The sequence below is a fragment of the Streptomyces vinaceus genome (assembly GCF_008704935.1).
GTDB classification, from domain to species: Bacteria; Actinomycetota; Actinomycetes; order Streptomycetales; family Streptomycetaceae; genus Streptomyces; species Streptomyces vinaceus.
On sequence record NZ_CP023692.1, the window covers coordinates 4,782,789 to 4,801,994 of the forward strand.

Here is a 19,206-nt window from a genome sequence, read left to right on the forward strand (position 1 = left end):
ACCTGCCCTGTTCACGCCGTGCCGCCGCCCCCGGGAAACTCGGCCCAGACCGCCTTGCCGATTCCGCAGGCGCGCCGCTCCACGCCCCAGCGGGCGGCCACGGCGGCCACGATGACGAGGCCGCGTCCGCCCTCGTCGTCGGGCTGGTGCGCCGCAGGGTCCAACTCCGCCCAAGGGCCGGCGTCGGCGACCTCGATCCGCAGGGCCGTGCCGTCCCACTGCGCTTTCACGCCGATCTCGCGGCCGCGGGGGGCGCGAGCGTGCCGCACGGCGTTGGTGACGAGCTCCGACAGCGCCAGCTCGGCCGCCTCCACGGTCTGTGGGGCGATGCCCCAGGACCGCGCCTGGGCGCGCAGGAAGGCGCGCGCCCAGCCGGGCGTTCGCGGGGTCCGGGGCAGGAGCCAGAAGTTCTCGCGCTGCTGTGAAAGGTGTGGATCCACGGCCGCCTCACATCTCTAGAGATGCCTCGATTGAAGCGGCTGTGGCAGCCGGGGTCAATCCTTCTCTAGAGATGTGTCCGGGGGTGATTCGCGGCGCCCGACCTCTGCCGGATTCCGCACATACGATGTCTAGAGATGATCAGGAGGATCCATGCCGAGTCACAGCTCCGGGCGCCAGCCCAAGTACCAGCGGATCGCCGCAGAGCTGAAGGCGGCCATCCAGGCCGGCACGTACGGGCCCGGCGACCGCCTGCCCGGCGAAAACGACCTGATGGCCGCTCATGGCGTCGCCCGCATGACCGCGCGTCAAGCGCTTGGTGTGCTCCAGACAGAGGGGCTTGCCGAGGCGCGCAAAGGGGCCGTGGTCTTCGTGCGCGAATTTCGGCTGATCCGGCGCCGCGGAATCCAGCGGCTGGCTGCCGAGGTCTGGGGCCGAGGGAGGTCCATCTGGGCCGCCGACACGGAGGACCGTGAGCTCGTCGTCGAGTTCCTCTCGGTGGGTGAGGAGCCCGCTCCCCAGGCGGTCGCCGCAGTCCTCGAACTCGCCGAGGGTGACCGTGTCTGTGCCCGTCGCCGAAGGTTCTTGCTTGACGGCTCGCCCGTCCTGCTGGCGACTTCCTATCTTGACGCCGCCCTCGCCTCGGGCACCGCAATCGCGGAGCCAGACTCCGGCCCCGGTGGCATCTACGCGCGCCTTGCGGACCTCGGCCGCAAGCCGGTGCGGTTCCGTGAGGAGGTCCGCTCCCGGATGCCCACCCCGGAGGAGGCCGACCGACTCGATCTCAAGTCCGGGACTCCGGTCGTCCTGGTCTCCCGTACCGCCTTCACCACCGACGGCCGCGCGGTCGAGGTCAACGAGATGACCCTCGACGCCTCCGCCTACGTTCTGGAGTACGAGTTCGACGCCCAGTAGCGGGAGTGCATGAGCGGTCACCCGGAGGGGTGAAGTGTGCGCGCGGGGGTCCGTACGCCGGTGCGATTGTTGCGGTGGGATGAAATCCGCCGGTCGGGGCGTTGGAGGAGCGGCAGGACTGGACGAACGGGGAGGACCACGTGGCGGCGGCAACGGCGGCAGCGGGCGGGAAACGGGGCTGGGCCAGGCGGCTCACCGCCTATACCTGGCGGTACAAGACCAATGTGCTGCTGGCCCTCGGGTCCTCGCTGGGCGGCATGGCCGTCATGGCCCTCGTACCCCTGGTCACCAAGGTCATCATCGACGACGTCATCGGCGACCACAGCAAGCCCATGGGCGTCTGGGCCGGGCTCCTCATAGGCGCCGCGGTCCTCGTGTACGTCATGACCTACATACGCAGGTACTACGGCGGCCGCCTCGCGCTCGACGTCCAGCACGACCTGCGCACCGACATGTACGACACCATCGCCCGCCTCGACGGGCGCCGCCAGGACGAGCTGTCCACCGGCCAGGTCGTCGGGCGCGCCACCAGCGACCTCCAGCTGATCCAGGGCCTGCTCTTCATGCTGCCCATGACCATCGGGAACTTCCTCCTCTTCGGGATATCCCTCGGGATCATGCTGGCGCTGTCCCCGCAGCTGACCCTCGTCGCGCTGCTCATGGCCCCCGCCCTCTGGTTCATCGCCAAGCGCAGCCGTAAGAAGCTCTTCCCCGCCACCTGGTGGGCCCAGGGCCAGGCCGCCGCCGTCGCCACCGTCGTCGACGGGGCCGTGACCGGCGTCCGCGTCGTCAAGGGCTTCGGCCAGGAGGAGCAGGAGACCGGCAAGCTGCGCGAAGCCGGGCGCAGGCTCTTCGCCGGACGGATGCGGACCATCCGGCTCAACTCCCGCTACACCCCGGCCCTGCAGGCCGTACCCGCCCTCGGGCAGGTCGCCATGCTGGCCCTCGGCGGCTGGATGGCCACCCAGGGGCACATCACCCTGGGTACGTTCGTCGCCTTCTCCACCTACCTCGCGCAGCTCGTCGGACCCGTCCGCATGCTCGCCATGGTCCTCACCGTCGGCCAGCAGGCCCGCGCCGGCGTCGAGCGCGTCTTCGAGCTCATCGACACCGAGCCCGTCATCGAAGAGGGCACGCGGGAACTGCCCGCCGACGCCCCCGCCACCGTCGAGTTCGACGGGGTCGGCTTCGGGTACGACCCCGAGCGGCCCGTCCTCGACGGGTTCTCGCTCTCCATCGCCGAAGGCGAGACCGTCGCCGTCGTCGGGGCCTCCGGCTCCGGCAAGTCCACCGTCTCCCTCCTCCTGCCGCGCTTCTACGACGCCGACCGCGGCACCGTCCGCGTCGGCGGGCACGACGTGCGCGAGCTGACGTACGACTCGCTGCGCTCCGCCATCGGGCTCGTACCGGAGGACTCGTTCCTCTTCTCCGACACCATCCGCGCCAACATCGCCTACGGGCAGCCCGACGCGACCGAGGCGCAGATCGAGGCGGCCGCCCGCGCCGCCCAGGCCGAAGGGTTCATCCAGGCGCTGCCCGCCGGGTACGACACCAAGGTCGGCGAGCAGGGGCTCACCCTCTCCGGCGGCCAGCGCCAGCGCCTCGCGCTCGCCCGCGCCATCCTCACCGACCCCCGGCTGCTGCTCCTCGACGACGCCACCTCGGCGGTCGACGCCCGTGTCGAGCACGAGATCCACGAGGCGCTGCGCACCGTCATGGCCGGCCGCACCACCCTCCTGATCGCCCACCGCCGCTCCACGCTCGCGCTGGCGGACCGGATCGCCGTACTCGACCGCGGGCGGCTCGCCGACATCGGCACGCACGAGGAACTGGAGCGCCGCTCTCCCCTCTACCGGCGCCTGCTCACCGATCCGGACGCGCTCGGCGCCGGTTCGCCGCGCACCCCCGAGGCGCCCGCGATGGCCGAGTTCGAGCGGGACATCGAAGGCAGGCTCGAACGGGACATCGAGCTCGAAGCCGAGATCGACTCCGAGCCGGTCAACGCCAAGCGGCGGGTCGTGGACGGGGTGACCCCCGAACTCTGGCGCCGCCAGGAGGAGCAGGAGGAAGAGGACGCGGAGGAGGCGGAGCCGGCCGCCGGGACCGCCGCCGCGACCGGCGCCGTCGCCGGCATGCTCCCCCCGGCTTCGCCGGGGGGACCCCCGGCCACGCCCGAGCTGCTCGCCCAGGTGGCCGCGCTGCCGCCCGCCGACGACGAGCCCGCCGTGGACGAGGACCGCGCCGCGGCCGCCGAGAAGAGCTACAACCTGCGCCGCCTGCTCAGCGGCTTCTGGGCGCCCCTCGCCGTCAGCCTCGCCCTCGTCGCCGTCGACGCCGGCTCCGGGCTGCTGCTCCCGATCCTGATCCGGCACGGCATCGACAAGGGCGTCGAGCAGGCCGCCCTCGGCGCCGTCTGGGTGGCCGCCGTCCTCGCGCTCGGCGTCGTCCTCGCGCAGTGGGCCGCCCAGTTCGCCGAGACCCGGATGACCGGGCGCACCGGCGAGCGCGTCCTGTACGCCCTGCGCGTCAAGATCTTCGCCCAGCTCCAGCGCCTCGGCCTCGACTACTACGAGCGCGAGCTGACCGGCAAGATCATGACCCGGATGACCACCGACGTGGACGCCCTCTCCAGCTTCCTGCAGACCGGGCTCGTCACCGCCGTCGTCTCCGTCTTCACCTTCTTCGGCATCCTGATCGCCCTGCTCGTCCTCGACGTCGAGCTCGCGCTGATCGTCTTCGCCACCCTCCCCGTGCTGGTCCTCGGCACGGTCGTGTTCCGCCGCAAGTCGGTCGCCGCGTACGAGCTCGCCCGCGACCGGGTCAGCCTGGTCAACGCCGACCTCCAGGAGTCCGTCTCCGGCCTGCGCATCGTCCAGGCCTTCGGCCGCCAGCGGGCCGGCGCCGCCCGGTTCGCGGCGCGCAGCGACTCGTACCGCCAGGCCCGGGTGCGCGGCCAGTGGCTGATATCCGTCTACTTCCCCTTCGTGCAGCTGCTGTCCTCCGGGGCCGCGGCCGCCGTGCTGATCGTCGGCGCGGGCCGGGTCGAGGCGGGGACCCTCACCACCGGCGCGCTGGTGGCGTACCTGCTCTACATCGACCTGTTCTTCGCCCCCGTCCAGCAGCTCTCCCAGGTCTTCGACGGCTACCAGCAGGCCACCGTCTCGCTCGGCCGGATCCAGGGGCTGCTGCGCGAGCCCACCAGCACCCCCCGCCCGGCCGACCCGCGCGCGGTCGGGGAGCTGCGCGGCGAGATCGCCTTCGAGGACGTGCGGTTCGCCTACGGCACGGCCGAGGAGCGCGGGGAGAAGGGTGACGCGCTGGCCGGAATCAGCCTGCGGATACCCGCCGGGCAGACCGTCGCCTTCGTCGGGGAGACCGGCGCCGGCAAGTCCACGCTGGTCAAGCTCGTGGCCCGGTTCTACGATCCGACCTCGGGCCGGGTCACCGCCGACGGCGCCGATCTGCGCGAGCTCGACCTGACGCAGTACCGCCACCGGCTCGGGGTCGTCCCCCAGGAGCCGTACCTCTTCCCGGGGACGGTCCGCGACGCCATCGCGTACGGGCGGCCCGGGGCGGGCGACGCCGAGGTGGAGGCGGCCGCCCGCGCGGTCGGCGCCCACGACATGATCGCCACCCTCGACGGCGGCTACCTGCACGCCGTCGCCGAGCGCGGCCGCAACCTCTCGGCCGGCCAGCGCCAGCTGATCGCGCTGGCCCGTGCCGAACTCGTCGACCCGGACGTACTGCTGCTCGACGAGGCCACCGCCGCGCTCGACCTGGCCACCGAGGCGCAGGTCAACCAGGCCACCGACCGGCTCGCCGGCAAGCGCACCACCCTCGTGGTCGCGCACCGGCTGACCACGGCCGCGCGCGCCGACCGCGTCGTGGTCATGGACCGCGGCCGGGTCGTGGAGGACGGCACCCACGCCGAACTCGTGGCCCGCGGCGGCCGCTACGCCGAACTGTGGCGCACCTTCGTCGGCGAGGACGAACGCGCCGCCGCCTGAGGCCGCCCGCGGGCCCGGCCCCGCCGCCCCGCAGCCCCCCGGATCTTGCTGTGAGCAACCTTCCGGGGGGTCCGCGCGTCGTACGTGCGTACGTGTCGCGTACGACCGATCGGGGGACAGGGTGGAGCACGGACGGAAGGGGCGCGGCCGGGGAGCCGCGCCGGTACGGGTGTTCGTGGCCGGGCTGATGCTGTGCGCGGGCGGGCTGCTCGCGGCGCCGGCGGCGCACGCGGCGACCGGCGGCTGCGCGGGCGCCCTGGTCAGGACGCTGCCGTTGCCGACGGGCGAGGTGCGCGTCTACAAGAGCCGTACGCAGGCCTGCGTGGTGACCGTCGCCCACGATCCGGGCCGGCGCCGGGCGATGGCGGTGAGCCTCCAGCCGCGCGGCGGGGTCCCGGTCCGCGATGCCGGGCAATTCACCCGATATGCCGGACCTGTCACCGTCGGTGCGATCAGCCGCTGCGTGTATGTAAAGGGGAGCATCGAGGCCGGATCCGTCGATTCCGGCTGGATTCTGTGCTGAACGAGCGGCCCAACTAGGTCTGGTCAGCTGCGCGTTGACCCCGCTAGGTTCACGGGCGACCGAAGTGAACTCAGGGGAGGGTGAATGCGCAAGACGCTCGGCTGGCTGCTGTCGCTCGTGATGCTGATCGGCATCACGGGCACAGCCGGCTTCACGGCCCAGGCGGCCACCGCCGCGGGGCCGTCCGCCGCGACGGACATCAAGGACGAGATCCTCGCCATCGCGGGGATGAGTCTGATCGAGGAGAAGGAGTACCCCGGGTACCGCTTCTTCGTACTGAACTACGAGCAGCCGGTCGACCACCGGAACCCGTCGAAGGGCACCTTCAAGCAGCGCTTCACCCTGCTGCACAAGGACGTCTCCCGGCCCACGGTCTTCTACACCTCCGGCTACAACGTCAACACCAGCCCCCGCCGCAGTGAGCCGACGACGATCGTCGACGGCAACCAGGTGTCGCTGGAGTACCGGTTCTTCACGCCCTCCCGGCCCGACCCGGCCAACTGGGCGAACCTGGACATCTGGCAGGCCGCCAGCGACCAGCACCGCCTCTTCACCGCCCTCAAGAAGGTCTACAAGAAGAACTGGCTGGCCACGGGCGGCAGCAAGGGCGGTATGACGGCGACGTACTACGAGCGCTACTACCCGCGCGACATGGACGGCGTCGTCGCGTACGTCGCGCCGAACGACGTCGTCAACAAGGAGGACTCGGCGTACGACCGGTTCTTCGCCAAGGTCGGCACCAAGGAGTGCCGCGACAAGCTGAACGCGGTGCAGCGCGAGGCGCTGGTGCGCCGTGAGCCGCTGGAAGCCAAGTACGCGGCCGCCGCCGCGGAGAACGGCTGGACCTTCACCACCGTCGGCAGCCTGGACAAGGCCTACGAGGCCGTCGTGCTCGACTACGTGTGGGCGTTCTGGCAGTACAGCCTGCTCGCCGACTGCGCCACCATCCCGGCCGCGGCGACCGCGAGCGACCAGGAGATCTGGGACTCGGTCGACACCATCTCCGGCTTCTCGGCCTACGCCGACCAGGGCCTGGAGACGTACACGCCGTACTACTACCAGGCGGGCACGCAGCTCGGCTCGCCCGACATCAAGCAGCCGCACCTGAAGGGCCTGAGCCGCTACGGCTACCAGCCGCCGCGCAACTTCGTGCCCCGTGACATCCCGATGACCTTCCAGCCCGGGGTCATGGCCGACGTCGACAACTGGGTGAGGAACAACGCCAACCAGATGCTGTTCGTGTACGGGCAGAACGACCCGTGGGGTGCCGAACCGTTCCACCTCGGCTACACCGTGCGTGACAGCTACGTGATGATCGCGCCGGGCGCCAACCACGGGGCCAGCGTCTCCAAGCTCCTGGACGGCGAGAAGGCACTGGCCACGCAGAAGATCCTGCAGTGGGCCGGGGTCGCCCCCGCCGCCGCGCTCGCCGACGCGGGCCGGGCGACGCCGCTGGCGAAGCCCGACGCGGTGCTCGACCAGCAGCAGATGGAGCGCGAGCCGCAGCTGCGGCCGTAGCTCCCCGGTAGGGCCCGAGGGGCCACGGGAGAGGTAGTACGGCCGGTACCCGGTTACGCGCACCGGGTAAGGCTAGTCGTACGACAGCCCGTGGCCCAGCGGGTAGCGGCCCGGCACCGGGACCGGGAGCCGGCCCGCGGGCCGTACCGCCCCGGTCACCACCCGGGCCGCCGCCCGCATCTCCACGTCCGTCCAGGTGTACGTCGCCAGCTCCGCCGCGCACGCGGGCAGCCGGGCGGGGTCGTACGGGTTGCGGATCGCCACCAGGACCACCGGCACCCCGGTGGCCAGCAGTTCCTCGACCAGCGTGCGCTGGGGATCGTCCCCCTCGGCGACGTTGTACGTGCACACCAGCACCGCCGCGTTGCCGGGAGCGGCGGCCACCGCCCGGGCGGGCGCCACGGCCGTGGCCCGGCAGCCCAGGGCCGTCAGCTCCCGGGCCAGTACCGCGGTAGGGGGGCCCGTCGTACCGCTGGGGGAGGCGGGGTCGGCCCCGGTGACCAGCACCCGGGGCGCCGCCGCGGGGTCCAGGGGCAGCAGTTTCACGGGATTGGCGAGCAGGGTCGTCGTACCCGCCGCGATCTCGTCCGCGGCCGTCAGGTGCGCAGGGATCCCCACCAGCGCGTCCGTCCGCCCGGCGGCCGTGTGCGCCGCGTCGAACAGCCCCCGGCGGGCCTTCAGTTCCAGGATCCGCAGGACCGATTCCTCGATCCGGGCCCGCGTCAGCTCGCCCGCCTCGACGGCGGCGAGCACGCTGCGGTGGGCCAGGCCCAGGTCCGGCGGGTTCAGCAGCTGGTCGCAGCCCGCCTTCAGGGCCAGGACCGGGACCCGGTCGTCCCCGTACTTCTGGCGTACACCGGCCATGTCGAGCGCGTCGGTGACCACCACCCCCCGAAATCCCAGGCGTTCGCGCAGGATGCCCGTCACGATCGGCCGGGAGAGGGTCGCCGGGTCCCCCGAGGGGTCGAGTGCGGGGAAGACGATGTGCGCCGTCATCACGGCGTCCACGCCCGCCTCCACCGCCGCCCGGAACGGCGGCTCGTCCAGCTCCTCCCACTGCGCCCGGCTGTGCCGCATCACCGGCAGCCCGACGTGGCTGTCGGTCTCGGTGTCCCCGTGCCCGGGGAAGTGCTTGGCGGTGGCGGCCACGCCGGCCCCCTGGTAGCCGCGGACCTGGGCGGCGACCAGGGCGGCGACCGCCTGGGGGTCGGAGCCGAAGGACCGTACCCCGATCACCGGATTGGCAGGGTTGACGTTCACGTCGGCCACCGGGGCGTAGTCCTGCCGGATGCCCATCGCGGCCAGCTCGGCCCCCGCGATGCGTGCGGCGCGGCGGGCCTCGGCGGTGGCCGCGGAATCGGAGCCGGCGTTGGAGCCGGTGTCGGAGCCGGTGGTGGTACCACCCGTACCACCACCCGCGCCGTGCCGTGCCCCCAGCGCCATCGCCCCCGGCAGCAGCGTCGCCGGCTTGCCGATGCGCGCCACGGCGCCGTGCTCCTGGTCGGTGGAGAGCAGCAGCGGGATACCGGAACCGGCGCTCGCCGCCGCACGTTGGAGGGCTGCCGACAGTTCGGCGATCTGCTGCGGGTCGCGGGTGTTGTGCGCCCAGGAGAAGTAGATGATCCCGCCCAGGTGGTAGCGGGAGACCAGCTCCGCGGCGGTGCGCACCCCGAACAGCTTCTCGTTCTGCTCCGCGTCCGCCGGATCCGGATCAGTCGCCGAATGGCCGTACGCGCGCGACACGAAGAGCTGCCCGACCTTCTCCGCCAGGCTCATCCCGGCCACCAGGCGGCGCAGCGCCGCCCGGTCGGGCGCCCGGCCCGGCGGCCGGTCGCCGGGGCGCCCGTCATCGGGCCGGCCCTCCCCGGGGCGCGGCCCCCCGTCCCCGCCGCCCGGGTTGCGGCCCGCGGCGTACGAGGCCACCCCGGCGGCCGAGACGGCGGCCAGGGCGGCCGCGGTGAGCAGTGACCTGCGGGACGCGTGGTACGACACGCGCCGGACCCTACTGCCGGGCCGCGTCCGCGCCGCCGGGGACACTCGGGAGGTCCCCCGGACGGGGTGACACGTACGCCCAGTGCTCCTGCAGGGTCCGTACCGCCTCGGTGATCGCCGGCCGGCGGGCCGCCCCCGTCCGCCACAGGGCGTACAACCTGCGTACGGGGCCCGGCTCCAGCGGTACGGCCACCGCGCCCGGTGGCAGCGCCCCGGTGCCCAGCCGGGGGACGACGGCCACTCCCAGCCCGGCCGCGACCAGCGCGACGATGGTGTGGTTCTCCTCGGCCACGTGCGCGATGTCGGGCACGAACCCGGCGGTGCGCAGCGTCCGCACCAGCCAGTCGTGGCAGACCCGGCCGGGCGGCTGGCAGACCCAGCGCTCGCCGCCGAGGTCCGCCCGGCGGATGACCGCCCGCCGCGTGAACGGGTGGTCCTCGGGTACCACCAGGTCGCAGCGGTCGTCCCCGATGACCGCCTGCTCGACTCCCTCCGGGGCCGGCAGCGGGGCGATGTCCCAGTCGTGGGCCACCGCCAGGTCGGTGACCCCGCGGGCCACCAGGTCCACCGACAGGTGGGGGTCGACCTCGGTCAGGCGCACGTCCAGCGCGGGATGCCGGCGCGCGAGATCGGCGAGCGCCCCCGGCATAAGACCGCGCGCCGCCGAGGCGAAGGCAGCCACCGTCAGCAGCCCGCTCGGCTGCCCGCGCCGCTCCTCCAGGGTGGTCTCGGCGCGCTCCACGATCGCCAGCAACTCCTGGGCCGTCTCGGCGAGGTGCCGGGCCTCCTCGGTGAGCGCGACCCCGCGCCCGCGCCGCTCCAGCAGCGTGGTCCGGGTCTCCCGCTCCAGTTTGGCGATCTGCTGGGACACCGCGGAGGGGGTGTAGCCGAGGGCGGCCGCCGCGCCCGCGACCGAGCCGTGGACGGAGACGGCGTGCAGGGCGCGCAGCCGGGAGAGGTCGAGCATGCGGCCCATCGTAGGCACCGCCGGTCCGCGAGGCACCCGTAAGCGATACTTCATCCATCCCGGAAGACATCCGCGCTGGTGCTACATGGTTGCTGCGCCGATGCTCGAAGCATGCGTCCCGTTCACACCGCACTCGCCGTACTCGTCGCCGCCGTCTGGGGCTTCAACTTCGTCGTCATCGAGATCGGCCTCGGCCACTTCCCGCCGCTGCTCCTGTCCGCCCTGCGGTTCCTGGTCGCGGCCCTGCCCGCCGTGTTCTTCGTCGGGCGGCCCAAGACCGCCTGGAAGTGGATCATCGCGGTCGGAGTGGCCCTCGGCGTCGCCAAGTTCGGCCTCCTGTTCACCGGCATGGCCGCCGGGATGCCGGCCGGCCTGTCCTCGCTCGTGCTCCAGGTGCAGTCCGTCTTCACCGCCGTCCTCGCCTCCCTCGTCCTGCGCGAGCGGCCCGGGCCGGTCCGCGTCGCGGGCATGGCCGTCGCGCTCGCCGGGATCGCGGTCGCCGCCGTGGACGGGGGGACGTCCGGGCCCGTCCTCGGCTTCACCCTGGTCGTCGCGGCCGCCGCCTGCTGGGGCGTGTCCAACGTGCTGACCCGCAAGGCGTCCCCGCCCGACGCGCTGAACTTCATGGTCTGGGTGTGCACGGTCCCGGTGCTTCCGCTGTTCGCGCTCTCGCTGCTGCTGGAGGGGCCCGAGCGGGACCTGGCCGCGCTGCGCGGGCTGGACTGGTCCGGGGCCGCGGTCATCGCGTACGTCGCCTGGGTGTCCACCGTGTTCGGCTTCGGCGCCTGGAACCACCTGCTCAAGCGCTACCCGGCCTCGTCGGTCGCGCCGTTCTCGCTGCTGGTGCCGGTGTTCGGGATGTCCTCGGCCGCGCTGGTCCTGGGCGAGGGGATCTCGGGGCTGCGGTGGGTGGCGGCGCTGCTGCTGGTCGGCGGGGTGGGCATGACCTCGCTGGCCCCGGCCCGCGCGGGCACCCGTACGAAGGAGGCGGAGGGCGCCGGCGCCACGGGCGCCGCCGCGGCGGTCAGTGCGGGGAGCCCTCCTGCAGCGGCAGCCGCCAGTCCTGCCCCGTGAGGCTGACTCCGTACGAGCGGTGCGGGCGCTCGGCCACCAGGGTGAAACCGGCGCGCTCGTAGAGGGAACGGGCCGAGGCCAGCACGTCGTTGGTCCACAGCACCAGCTCGCGGTAGCCCACGGAGCGGGCGAACGCGACGACGGCGTCGACGAGCAGGGACCCGATGCCGTGGCCCCGGCCCCGCGGCTCCACGAGCAGCAGCCGCAGCCGCGCCGTGCCGGGCGAGCCGTCCTCGCGCACGCACATCACCGAGCCGACCGGGCGGCCGTCCAGCTCGGCGATCCAGACCCGCTCCAGGTACGGGTCGTGGTCCTCGGCGAAGTCGGCGACGATCCGGGCCACCAGGCCCTCGAAGTCCGCGTTCCAGCCGTACTCGGCGGCGTAGAGCGCGCCGTGCCGCTGCACGATCCAGCCCAGCTCCCCGGGCTCGGGATCCCGCAGCCTTACCGGTGCGGCGGAGTTGTCAGCAGGGGGCTCCATGGCGCCCCAGGGTAGCGGGCTACCTCTTTCCGCCGCCCAGGATCTGGCCGAGCAGGTCTCCCAGTCCGCCGCCCTCGGCCGGGGCTGCGGCGGGGGCTCCTGCGGCGGACCCGGGGGCTCCGGCGGCCGTGCCCTTGCCGGCCGCCGCGCGCTTGGCGAAGACCGCCAGCACCACCGGGATCAGCATCTCGATGACGCGGGAGACGGTGGCCGCCGGGATACCGGTCTTCTTGGACACCGCCGCGGCCACCGGCTTGCTCACCTTCGCCAGCACCCCGGCCATCAGGCCCCCGCCGAGCAGCCCGCCCCCGAGCGTGGCCACGCCCCGCAGCGGGGGTTCGGACACCTCGGCGAAGGCCTGGCGCACCTCGTTCCCGTCGTCGTCATCGGCGTCGGCCTTCTGCCGGAGGTCGCCGGTCATGGCCCCGACCGTGGTCGCGACGGTCTCGCGGGCGCCGGCCGCGTCGGTGCCGAGCAGGCCGGCGATCTCGCTCAGCCGGTCCGGGCCCAGTTCGCCGAGGACGTCATCCTGGAATGAAGATTCGCTCATGCCCGAAACGCTACTTCTGGGGTGATTGGGTGGCACCTCGGACGGACGCCGGAGCCCCCTCAGGTAATGGAAACGTAAAGTTCCGATTCCGTGTGCAACCCCGGAGCGGGGCAGCGGGTCGTATGGTGCGTCGGCACTTCCGGGGAGGGATCTGGGGGGATCGGGAAGTCCGGCGAGGGAGGGGTAACCGTGAGGGGGTCCGGCCGCGAGGCCGGGCCCCCTTCTGGGTTCACCCCGGTCGTCCACAGGGCTGACGGGTTGTCGGCGCCGGGCGGTAGCTTCGTGCCATGGCAACCAACGGGGCGGTGCAACTGGCGGTGGTCGAGGGGGTGCTCGAACGCATCACCTACGCCAACGAGGAGAGCGGTTACACGGTCGCCCGCGTCGACACCGGCCGCGGCAGCGGGGACCTGCTCACGGTCGTCGGCTCCCTGCTCGGGGCCCAGCCCGGCGAATCGCTGCGCATGGAGGGCCGCTGGGGATCCCACCCCCAGTACGGCAAGCAGTTCACGGTGGAGAACTACCGCACGGTGCTCCCCGCGACCATCCAGGGCATCCGCCGCTATCTCGGCTCCGGCCTGATCAAGGGCATCGGCCCGAAGATCGCCGACCGGATCGTGGAGCACTTCGGCACCGACACCCTCGACGTGATCGAGGAGGCGCCGAAGCGGCTGATCGAGGTGCCCGGCCTCGGCCCCAAGCGGACCAAGCTGATCGGCGCCGCCTGGGAGGAGCAGAAGGCGATCAAGGAGGTCATGGTCTTCCTCCAGGGCGTCGGCGTCTCCACCTCCATCGCCGTCCGCATCTACAAGAAGTACGCCGACGCCTCCATCTCCGTGGTCAAGAACCAGCCGTACCGCCTCGCCGCCGACGTGTGGGGCATCGGCTTCCTGACCGCCGACCGCATCGCCCAGGCCGTCGGCATCCCGCACGACAGCCCCGAGCGGGTCAAGGCCGGGCTCCAGTACGCCCTGTCGCAGTCCACCGACCAGGGGCACTGCTTCCTGCCCGAGGAGCGGCTCATCGCCGACGGGGTCAAGCTGCTCCAGGTGGACACCGGGCTGGTCATCGAATGCCTGGCCGATCTCGCCGCCGATCCGGAGGGGGTCGTACGGGAGTCCGTGCCCGATCCGCAGGGCGGGCCGGACCCGCTGACCGCCGTGTACCTGGTCCCCTTCCACCGGGCCGAGCTGTCGCTGGTCGGGCAGGTGCGCAGGCTCCTGCACGCCGAGGACGACCGGATGCCGGGGTTCCAGGACGTGGACTGGGACAGGGCCTTCGGCTGGCTGGCCGGGCGCACCGGGGCCAAGCTGGCTCCCGAGCAGCGGGACGCGGTCACCCTGGCGCTGACCCGCCGGGTGGCCGTCCTGACCGGCGGGCCGGGGTGCGGGAAGTCCTTCACCGTCCGCTCGATCGTGGAGCTGGCCCGGGCCAAGAAGGCCAAGGTCGTGCTCGCCGCGCCCACCGGCCGGGCCGCGAAACGGCTCGCGGAGCTCACCGGGGCCGAGGCCTCCACCGTGCACCGGCTGCTGGAGCTCAAGCCGGGCGGGGACGCGGCGTACGACCGGGAGCGCCCGCTGGACGCGGACCTGGTCGTCGTGGACGAGGCCTCGATGCTGGACCTGCTGCTGGCGAACAAGCTGGTCAAGGCCGTGGCACCCGGTGCGCACCTGCTGCTGGTGGGGGACGTGGACCAGCTGCCCTCGGTCGGCGCCGGGGAGGTGCTGCGGGACCTGCTGGCCGAGGGCGGTCCCGTACCGGCGGTCCGGCTGACCCGGATCTTCCGCCAGGCCCAGCAGTCGGGCGTGGTCACCAACGCCCACCGGATCAACACGGGCGCACCGCCGATCACCGACGGGCTGCCGGACTTCTTCCTCTTCCCGGAGGAGGACACCGAGGAGGCCGGGCGGCTCGCCGTGGACGTGGCGGCCCGGCGGATTCCGGCCAGGTTCGGGCTGGACCCGCGGCGCGACATCCAGGTGCTGGCGCCCATGCACCGCGGCCCGGCCGGCGCCGGGAACCTCAACGCGCTGCTCCAGCAGGCGATCACGCCGGCCCGGCCGGACCTGCCGGAGAAGCGGTTCGGCGGCCGGGTCTTCCGCGTCGGCGACAAGGTCACCCAGATCCGGAACAACTACGAGAAGGGCGCCAACGGCGTCTTCAACGGCACGGTCGGCGTGGTGACCGCCCTCGACGTGGACGAACAGCGGCTGACGGTGCGGACGGAGGAGGACGAGGAGGTGGGGTACGAGTTCGCCGAGCTGGACGAGCTGGCGCACGCGTACGCCGTCACCATCCACCGCTCCCAGGGGAGTGAATATCCGGCCGTGGTGATCCCCGTCACCACCGGGGCCTGGATGATGCTCCAGCGCAACTTGCTCTATACGGCGGTGACCAGGGCGAAGAAACTGGTCGTGCTGGTCGGGTCCCGCAAAGCGCTCGGCCAGGCCGTGCGTACCGTTTCCGCAGGTAGGAGGTTCACGGCGGTCGCGCCCAGGCTGTCCGGCCGGATACCGGTGGGAAACATCACCTAAATGATCGATCATTTGGGGTTCACGCACCGGTGCGGAGGGGGCAGGATGAGCTGGTTGAAGGCACTCAGTGCCGTCAAATAGACCAAAGGCCGACCCCGAGTGCACTCTCCTGCGCCAAATGGGGGAAGGTAGAGGCAGTCAGGGCACCTCGAAGAAGAGGCACTACGTCGGTGAGGGATGACGTGAGCGACAACTCTGTAGTACTCCGGTACGCGGACGGTGAATACACCTACCCGGTGGTCGAAAGCACCGTCGGTGACCAGGGCTTCGACATCTCGAAGCTGAGGGCCCAGACCGGGCTCGTCACCTTGGACAGCGGCTACGGCAACACCGCCGCCTACAAGTCCGCGATCACCTACCTCGACGGTGAGCAGGGCATCCTGCGTTACCGCGGTTACCCGATCGAGCAGCTGGCCGAGCGCTCGACCTTCATCGAGGTCGCGTACCTGCTGATCAACGGTGAGCTGCCGACCGTCGACCAGCTCGCGTCTTTCCGCAACGAGATCACCCAGCACACGCTGCTGCACGAGGACGTGAAGCGGTTCTACGACGGCTTCCCGCGTGACGCGCACCCGATGGCGATGCTGTCCTCCGTGGTCAGCGCGCTGTCCACGTTCTACCAGGACAGCCACAACCCCTTCGACGAGAAGCAGCGCCACCTCTCGACGATCCGCCTGCTGGCCAAGCTCCCGACGATCGCGGCCTACGCGTACAAGAAGTCGGTCGGCCACCCGGTCGTCTACCCGCGCAACGACCTCGGCTACGTCGAGAACTTCCTGCGCATGACGTTCTCCGTGCCGGCCCAGGAGTACGACCTGGACCCGGTCGTGGTCTCGGCGCTCGACAAGCTGCTCATCCTGCACGCGGACCACGAGCAGAACTGCTCGACCTCCACCGTGCGCCTGGTCGGCTCCTCGCAGGCGAACATGTTCGCCTCGATCTCCGCCGGCATCTCGGCCCTGTGGGGCCCGCTGCACGGTGGCGCCAACCAGTCCGTCCTCGAGATGCTGGAAGGCATCAAGAACGACGGCGGCGACGTCGACGCCTTCATCCGCAAGGTGAAGAACAAGGAGGACGGCGTCCGCCTCATGGGCTTCGGACACCGCGTCTACAAGAGCTTCGACCCCCGGGCGAAGATCATCAAGGCGGCGGCGCACGACGTCCTCTCCTCGCTCGGCAAGAGCGACGAGCTGCTCGACATCGCGCTCAAGCTGGAAGAGCACGCGCTGGCCGACGAATACTTCGTCTCGCGCAACCTCTACCCCAACGTGGACTTCTACACCGGCCTGATCTACCGGGCCATGGGCTTCCCGACCGAGATGTTCACCGTGCTCTTCGCGCTCGGCCGCCTTCCCGGCTGGATCGCCCAGTGGCACGAGATGATCAAGGAGCCGGGTTCCCGCATCGGCCGCCCGCGCCAGATCTACACCGGCGAGGTCCTGCGCGACTTCGTCCCGGTCGAGGCCCGCTGACCCGAGGTACCTCGAAGTTTGCGAAAAGCGCCCCGCCGTCGATCCCCCCACGGGTCGACGGTCGGGGCGCTTTCCTTTCCCCGGAACGGATTCCCCCCACGGGACCCGAGCCGGGGTGTCGGCGAGGAGCGCACGCGCGGTGCGCTCCGATGGGGTGTCTGCCGGGACCCGTACGGGTCGGGAGGGCCGCTCAAAGCACCCCGTTGAGCACGCGTCCCGGCCGGCTGATGCCCGGACGTCCCCCAAGACCTCCGTGAACGTCCCCCAAGACGTTCTTGGCATCGCCCCATTAGACCCACTGCGGCAGCGGATGGTTACGTTGCAATCACTGTGATCTGCGTCTCCCGTGAAGGAAGTGTGCGCAGAGTGGGGAGAAGATCCTTTAGCGGAAGGTTCGCAACCGGAGGCTGTTGCTCACCACGAAAACGGAGGAGAACGCCATCGCTGCCCCCGCAATCATCGGGTTGAGCAGGCCCGCGGCCGCGAGCGGCAAGGCCGCCACGTTGTAGCCGAAGGCCCAGAACAGGTTGCCCTTGATGGTCGCCAGGGTCCGGCGGGAGAGCCGGATCGCGTCCGCCGCCACCCGCAGGTCCCCCCGTACCAGTGTCAGGTCGCCCGCCTCGATCGCGGCGTCGGTGCCGGTGCCCATGGCCAGTCCCAGGTCCGCCTGGGCCAGGGCGGCCGCGTCGTTGACCCCGTCGCCCACCATGGCGACCGTACGGCCCTGCGCCTGGAGGCGGCGCACGACGTCCACCTTGTCCTGCGGGAGGACCTCGGCGATCACCTCGTCGATGCCGACCGCGCGGGCCACCGTCTCGGCCACCGCCTTGTTGTCTCCGGTCAGCAGCACCGGGGTCAGGCCCAGCGCCCGCAGTCGCGACACCGCCTCGGCGCTGCTCTCCTTGACGGCGTCGGCCACGGTCAGGACCCCGCGGGCCGCCCCGTCCCAGGCCACCAGGACGGCGGTGCTGCCGGCCGCCTCGGCGGCCGCCTTGGAGGCCGCGAGGCCGGCGGGCAGGGGGATCGACCGGTCGGCCAGCAGCTGCTCGCGGCCGACGAGGACGGCGTGTCCGTCGACCGTGCCCTGGACGCCGAGACCGGCGAGGGCCTGGAAGGACTCCGGGGCCGGCAGGGCGCCCGCCCTCTCGGCGGCCCCGATGGCGACCGCCCGGGCGATCGGGTGCTCCGAGGCGTGCTCCAGCGCGCCCGCGAGGCGCAGCAGTTCCCGCTCGTCCACGCCCTCGGCGGGGTGCACGCCCGCCAGGGTCATCCGGCCGGTGGTGACCGTACCGGTCTTGTCGAGCACGACCGTGTCCACGCGGCGGGTGGACTCCAGCACCTCGGGGCCCTTGATCAGGATGCCGAGCTGCGCGCCCCGCCCGGTGCCCACCATCAGTGCGGTCGGCGTGGCCAGCCCCAGGGCGCAGGGGCAGGCGATGATCAGGACGGCCACGGCGGCGGTGAAGGCGGCGGTGGCGTTGTCGGTGATCAGCAGCCAGGTGACCCAGGTGCCCAGCGCCAGTACCAGGACGACCGGTACGAACACCCCGGAGATCCGGTCGGCGAGGCGCTGCACCTCGGCCTTGCCGTTCTGCGCCTCCTCGACGAGCCGGGCCATCCGGGCGAGCTGGGTGTCGGAGCCGATCCGGGTGGCCTCGACGACGAGGCGGCCCGAGGTGTTGACGGTGGCGCCGGTGACGGAGTCGCCCACCGCGACGTCCACCGGCACGGACTCGCCGGTCAGCATCGAGGCGTCCACGGCCGAAGAGCCCTCGACGACGGTGCCGTCGGTGGCGATCTTCTCGCCCGGGCGGACGAGGAACCGGTCGCCGACCGCGAGCTGGGCCACCGGGATCCGCACCTCGGCGCCGCCGCGCAGGACGGCGACGTCCTTCGCGCCCAGTTCCAGCAGGGCCTTGAGGGCCGCGCCCGCCTTCCGCTTGGAGCGGGCCTCCAGGTAGCGGCCGAGCAGGATGAAGCTGACGACCCCGGCGGCGACCTCCAGGTAGATCGAGGAGGAGCCGTCCGAACGGGAGGCGGTCAGGTCGAAGCCGTGCCGCATGCCCGGCATCCCGGCGTGCCCGAAGAACAGGGCCCACAGCGACCAGGCGAAGGCGGCGAGCGTGCCGACCGAGACCAGGGTGTCCATGGTGGCGGCGCCGTGCCGGGCGTTGGTCCAGGCGGCCCTGTGGAACGGGAGGGCGCCCCAGACGACCACGGGGGCGGCCAGGGTCAGCGAGAGCCACTGCCAGTTGTCGAACTGGAGGGCCGGGACCATCGACAGCAGCACGACCGGGAGGGCGAGCGCGGCGGAGACCAGCAGCCGCTGGCGCAGTGCGGCCAGTTCGGGGTCGCGCGGGGCACGGGGGCGCGCCGCCTCCGCTCCGGGCTCCGGCCCGGGCTCCGGCCCGGGCTCCGGCCCGGGCTCCGGCGGCGGGGGCTCCTCGGCGGTGTACCCGGTCTTGACGACGGTGGCGATCAGGTCGGCGACCTGGACGCCGTCCCCGTACGAGACGCGGGCCTTCTCGGTGGCGTAGTTCACCGTGGCGGTGACCCCGTCCATCCGGTTCAGCTTCTTCTCGACGCGGGCGGCGCAGGAGGCGCAGGTCATTCCGCCGATGGTCAGCTCGACCTCGGCGGCTCCGGCCGCCGCTATGGGTCCGTCGTGCACGGTGCTGCTGCTCATGTCCGGCTCCAGGGGGAGGGCCGGGTCGTACGGAACCAGTATGAGCTGG

12 protein-coding genes and 1 pseudogene are annotated in these 19,206 nt (G+C 72.2%); 7 read left to right on the top strand and 6 right to left on the bottom strand.

Annotated features, from left to right (window positions below; genetic code table 11):
- Positions 1 to 11: 11 nt before the first annotated feature.
- Positions 12 to 440: an ATP-binding protein gene (locus tag CP980_RS21600; RefSeq protein WP_229907065.1), complete on the bottom strand. Its 429-nt coding sequence runs from the start codon at positions 438 to 440 to the stop codon at positions 12 to 14.
- 151 nt (positions 441 to 591) lie between these two features.
- Between CP980_RS21600 and CP980_RS21605 the strand changes: the two genes are divergently transcribed.
- From CP980_RS21605 to CP980_RS21620, 4 genes are all read left to right on the top strand, one after another.
- Positions 592 to 1,353, top strand: a complete 762-nt coding sequence (locus CP980_RS21605) for a GntR family transcriptional regulator (protein WP_150528861.1) — start codon at positions 592 to 594, stop codon at positions 1,351 to 1,353.
- A gap of 140 nt (positions 1,354 to 1,493) precedes the next feature.
- Positions 1,494 to 5,360 carry an ABC transporter ATP-binding protein gene (locus CP980_RS21610; protein ID WP_150528862.1) on the top strand — a complete coding sequence of 1,289 codons (3,867 nt, stop codon included), beginning with the start codon at positions 1,494 to 1,496 and terminating at the stop codon, positions 5,358 to 5,360.
- A 121-nt stretch (positions 5,361 to 5,481) separates the two neighbouring features.
- Positions 5,482 to 5,883, top strand: coding sequence for a hypothetical protein (locus tag CP980_RS21615; protein WP_229907066.1), 402 nt, complete (start codon positions 5,482 to 5,484; stop codon positions 5,881 to 5,883).
- 84 nt (positions 5,884 to 5,967) lie between these two features.
- Complete coding sequence (locus CP980_RS21620) at positions 5,968 to 7,401, top strand: S28 family serine protease (RefSeq protein WP_132755058.1); 1,434 nt, start codon at positions 5,968 to 5,970, stop codon at positions 7,399 to 7,401.
- A gap of 72 nt (positions 7,402 to 7,473) precedes the next feature.
- Here CP980_RS21620 and CP980_RS21625 read toward each other — a convergent pair whose 3' ends face one another.
- On the bottom strand, positions 7,474 to 9,393 hold the full coding sequence (locus tag CP980_RS21625) for a glycoside hydrolase family 3 protein (protein WP_150528863.1): 1,920 nt from the start codon (positions 9,391 to 9,393) through the stop codon (positions 7,474 to 7,476).
- A gap of 10 nt (positions 9,394 to 9,403) precedes the next feature.
- On the bottom strand, positions 9,404 to 10,360 hold the full coding sequence (locus CP980_RS21630) for a LysR family transcriptional regulator (protein ID WP_150528864.1): 957 nt from the start codon (positions 10,358 to 10,360) through the stop codon (positions 9,404 to 9,406).
- A 111-nt stretch (positions 10,361 to 10,471) separates the two neighbouring features.
- Here CP980_RS21630 and CP980_RS21635 point away from each other — a divergent pair, with 111 nt between their 5' ends.
- A complete protein-coding gene (locus CP980_RS21635; protein ID WP_132755064.1) occupies positions 10,472 to 11,434 on the top strand; it encodes an EamA family transporter in 963 nt (320 codons plus the stop codon).
- Here CP980_RS21635 and CP980_RS21640 read toward each other — a convergent pair.
- Both CP980_RS21640 and CP980_RS21645 read right to left on the bottom strand, forming a co-directional pair.
- A pseudogene (locus tag CP980_RS21640) lies at positions 11,385 to 11,882 on the bottom strand (GNAT family N-acetyltransferase); the annotation flags it as partial. The gene CP980_RS21635 and the pseudogene CP980_RS21640 overlap by 50 nt on opposite strands.
- Before the next feature lie 52 nt (positions 11,883 to 11,934).
- Entirely contained in the window at positions 11,935 to 12,465 is a 531-nt protein-coding gene (locus tag CP980_RS21645; RefSeq protein WP_150528865.1) for a DUF937 domain-containing protein, read from the bottom strand.
- Positions 12,466 to 12,752: 287 nt separating this feature from the next.
- On the opposite strand from CP980_RS21645, the gene recD2 reads away from it, so the two are divergent.
- Positions 12,753 to 14,999: an SF1B family DNA helicase RecD2 gene (gene recD2, locus CP980_RS21650; protein ID WP_150528866.1), complete on the top strand. Its 2,247-nt coding sequence runs from the start codon at positions 12,753 to 12,755 to the stop codon at positions 14,997 to 14,999.
- Positions 15,000 to 15,181: 182 nt separating this feature from the next.
- The gene (locus CP980_RS21655) at positions 15,182 to 16,471 is read left to right on the top strand and encodes a citrate synthase (RefSeq protein ID WP_030161574.1); all 1,290 of its coding nucleotides are present in this window, start codon (positions 15,182 to 15,184) and stop codon (positions 16,469 to 16,471) included.
- Positions 16,472 to 16,853: 382 nt separating this feature from the next.
- Here CP980_RS21655 and CP980_RS21660 read toward each other — a convergent pair whose 3' ends face one another.
- Entirely contained in the window at positions 16,854 to 19,157 is a 2,304-nt protein-coding gene (locus CP980_RS21660; RefSeq protein ID WP_150528867.1) for a heavy metal translocating P-type ATPase, read from the bottom strand.
- Positions 19,158 to 19,206 lie beyond the last annotated feature (49 nt).

Bases quoted from the DNA above. Each gene is read 5' to 3' on its own strand.
- CP980_RS21630 (WP_150528864.1), bottom strand. From the start codon at position 10,360: ATGCTCGACCTCTCCCGGCTGCGCGCCCTGCACGCCGTCTCCGTCCAC.
- CP980_RS21635 (WP_132755064.1), top strand. From the start codon at position 10,472: ATGCGTCCCGTTCACACCGCACTCGCCGTACTCGTCGCCGCCGTCTGG.
- CP980_RS21645 (WP_150528865.1), bottom strand. From the start codon at position 12,465: ATGAGCGAATCTTCATTCCAGGATGACGTCCTCGGCGAACTGGGCCCG.
- CP980_RS21660 (WP_150528867.1), bottom strand. From the start codon at position 19,157: ATGAGCAGCAGCACCGTGCACGACGGACCCATAGCGGCGGCCGGAGCC.
- recD2 (WP_150528866.1), top strand. From the start codon at position 12,753: ATGGCAACCAACGGGGCGGTGCAACTGGCGGTGGTCGAGGGGGTGCTC.
- CP980_RS21605 (WP_150528861.1), top strand. From the start codon at position 592: ATGCCGAGTCACAGCTCCGGGCGCCAGCCCAAGTACCAGCGGATCGCC.
- CP980_RS21620 (WP_132755058.1), top strand. From the start codon at position 5,968: ATGCGCAAGACGCTCGGCTGGCTGCTGTCGCTCGTGATGCTGATCGGC.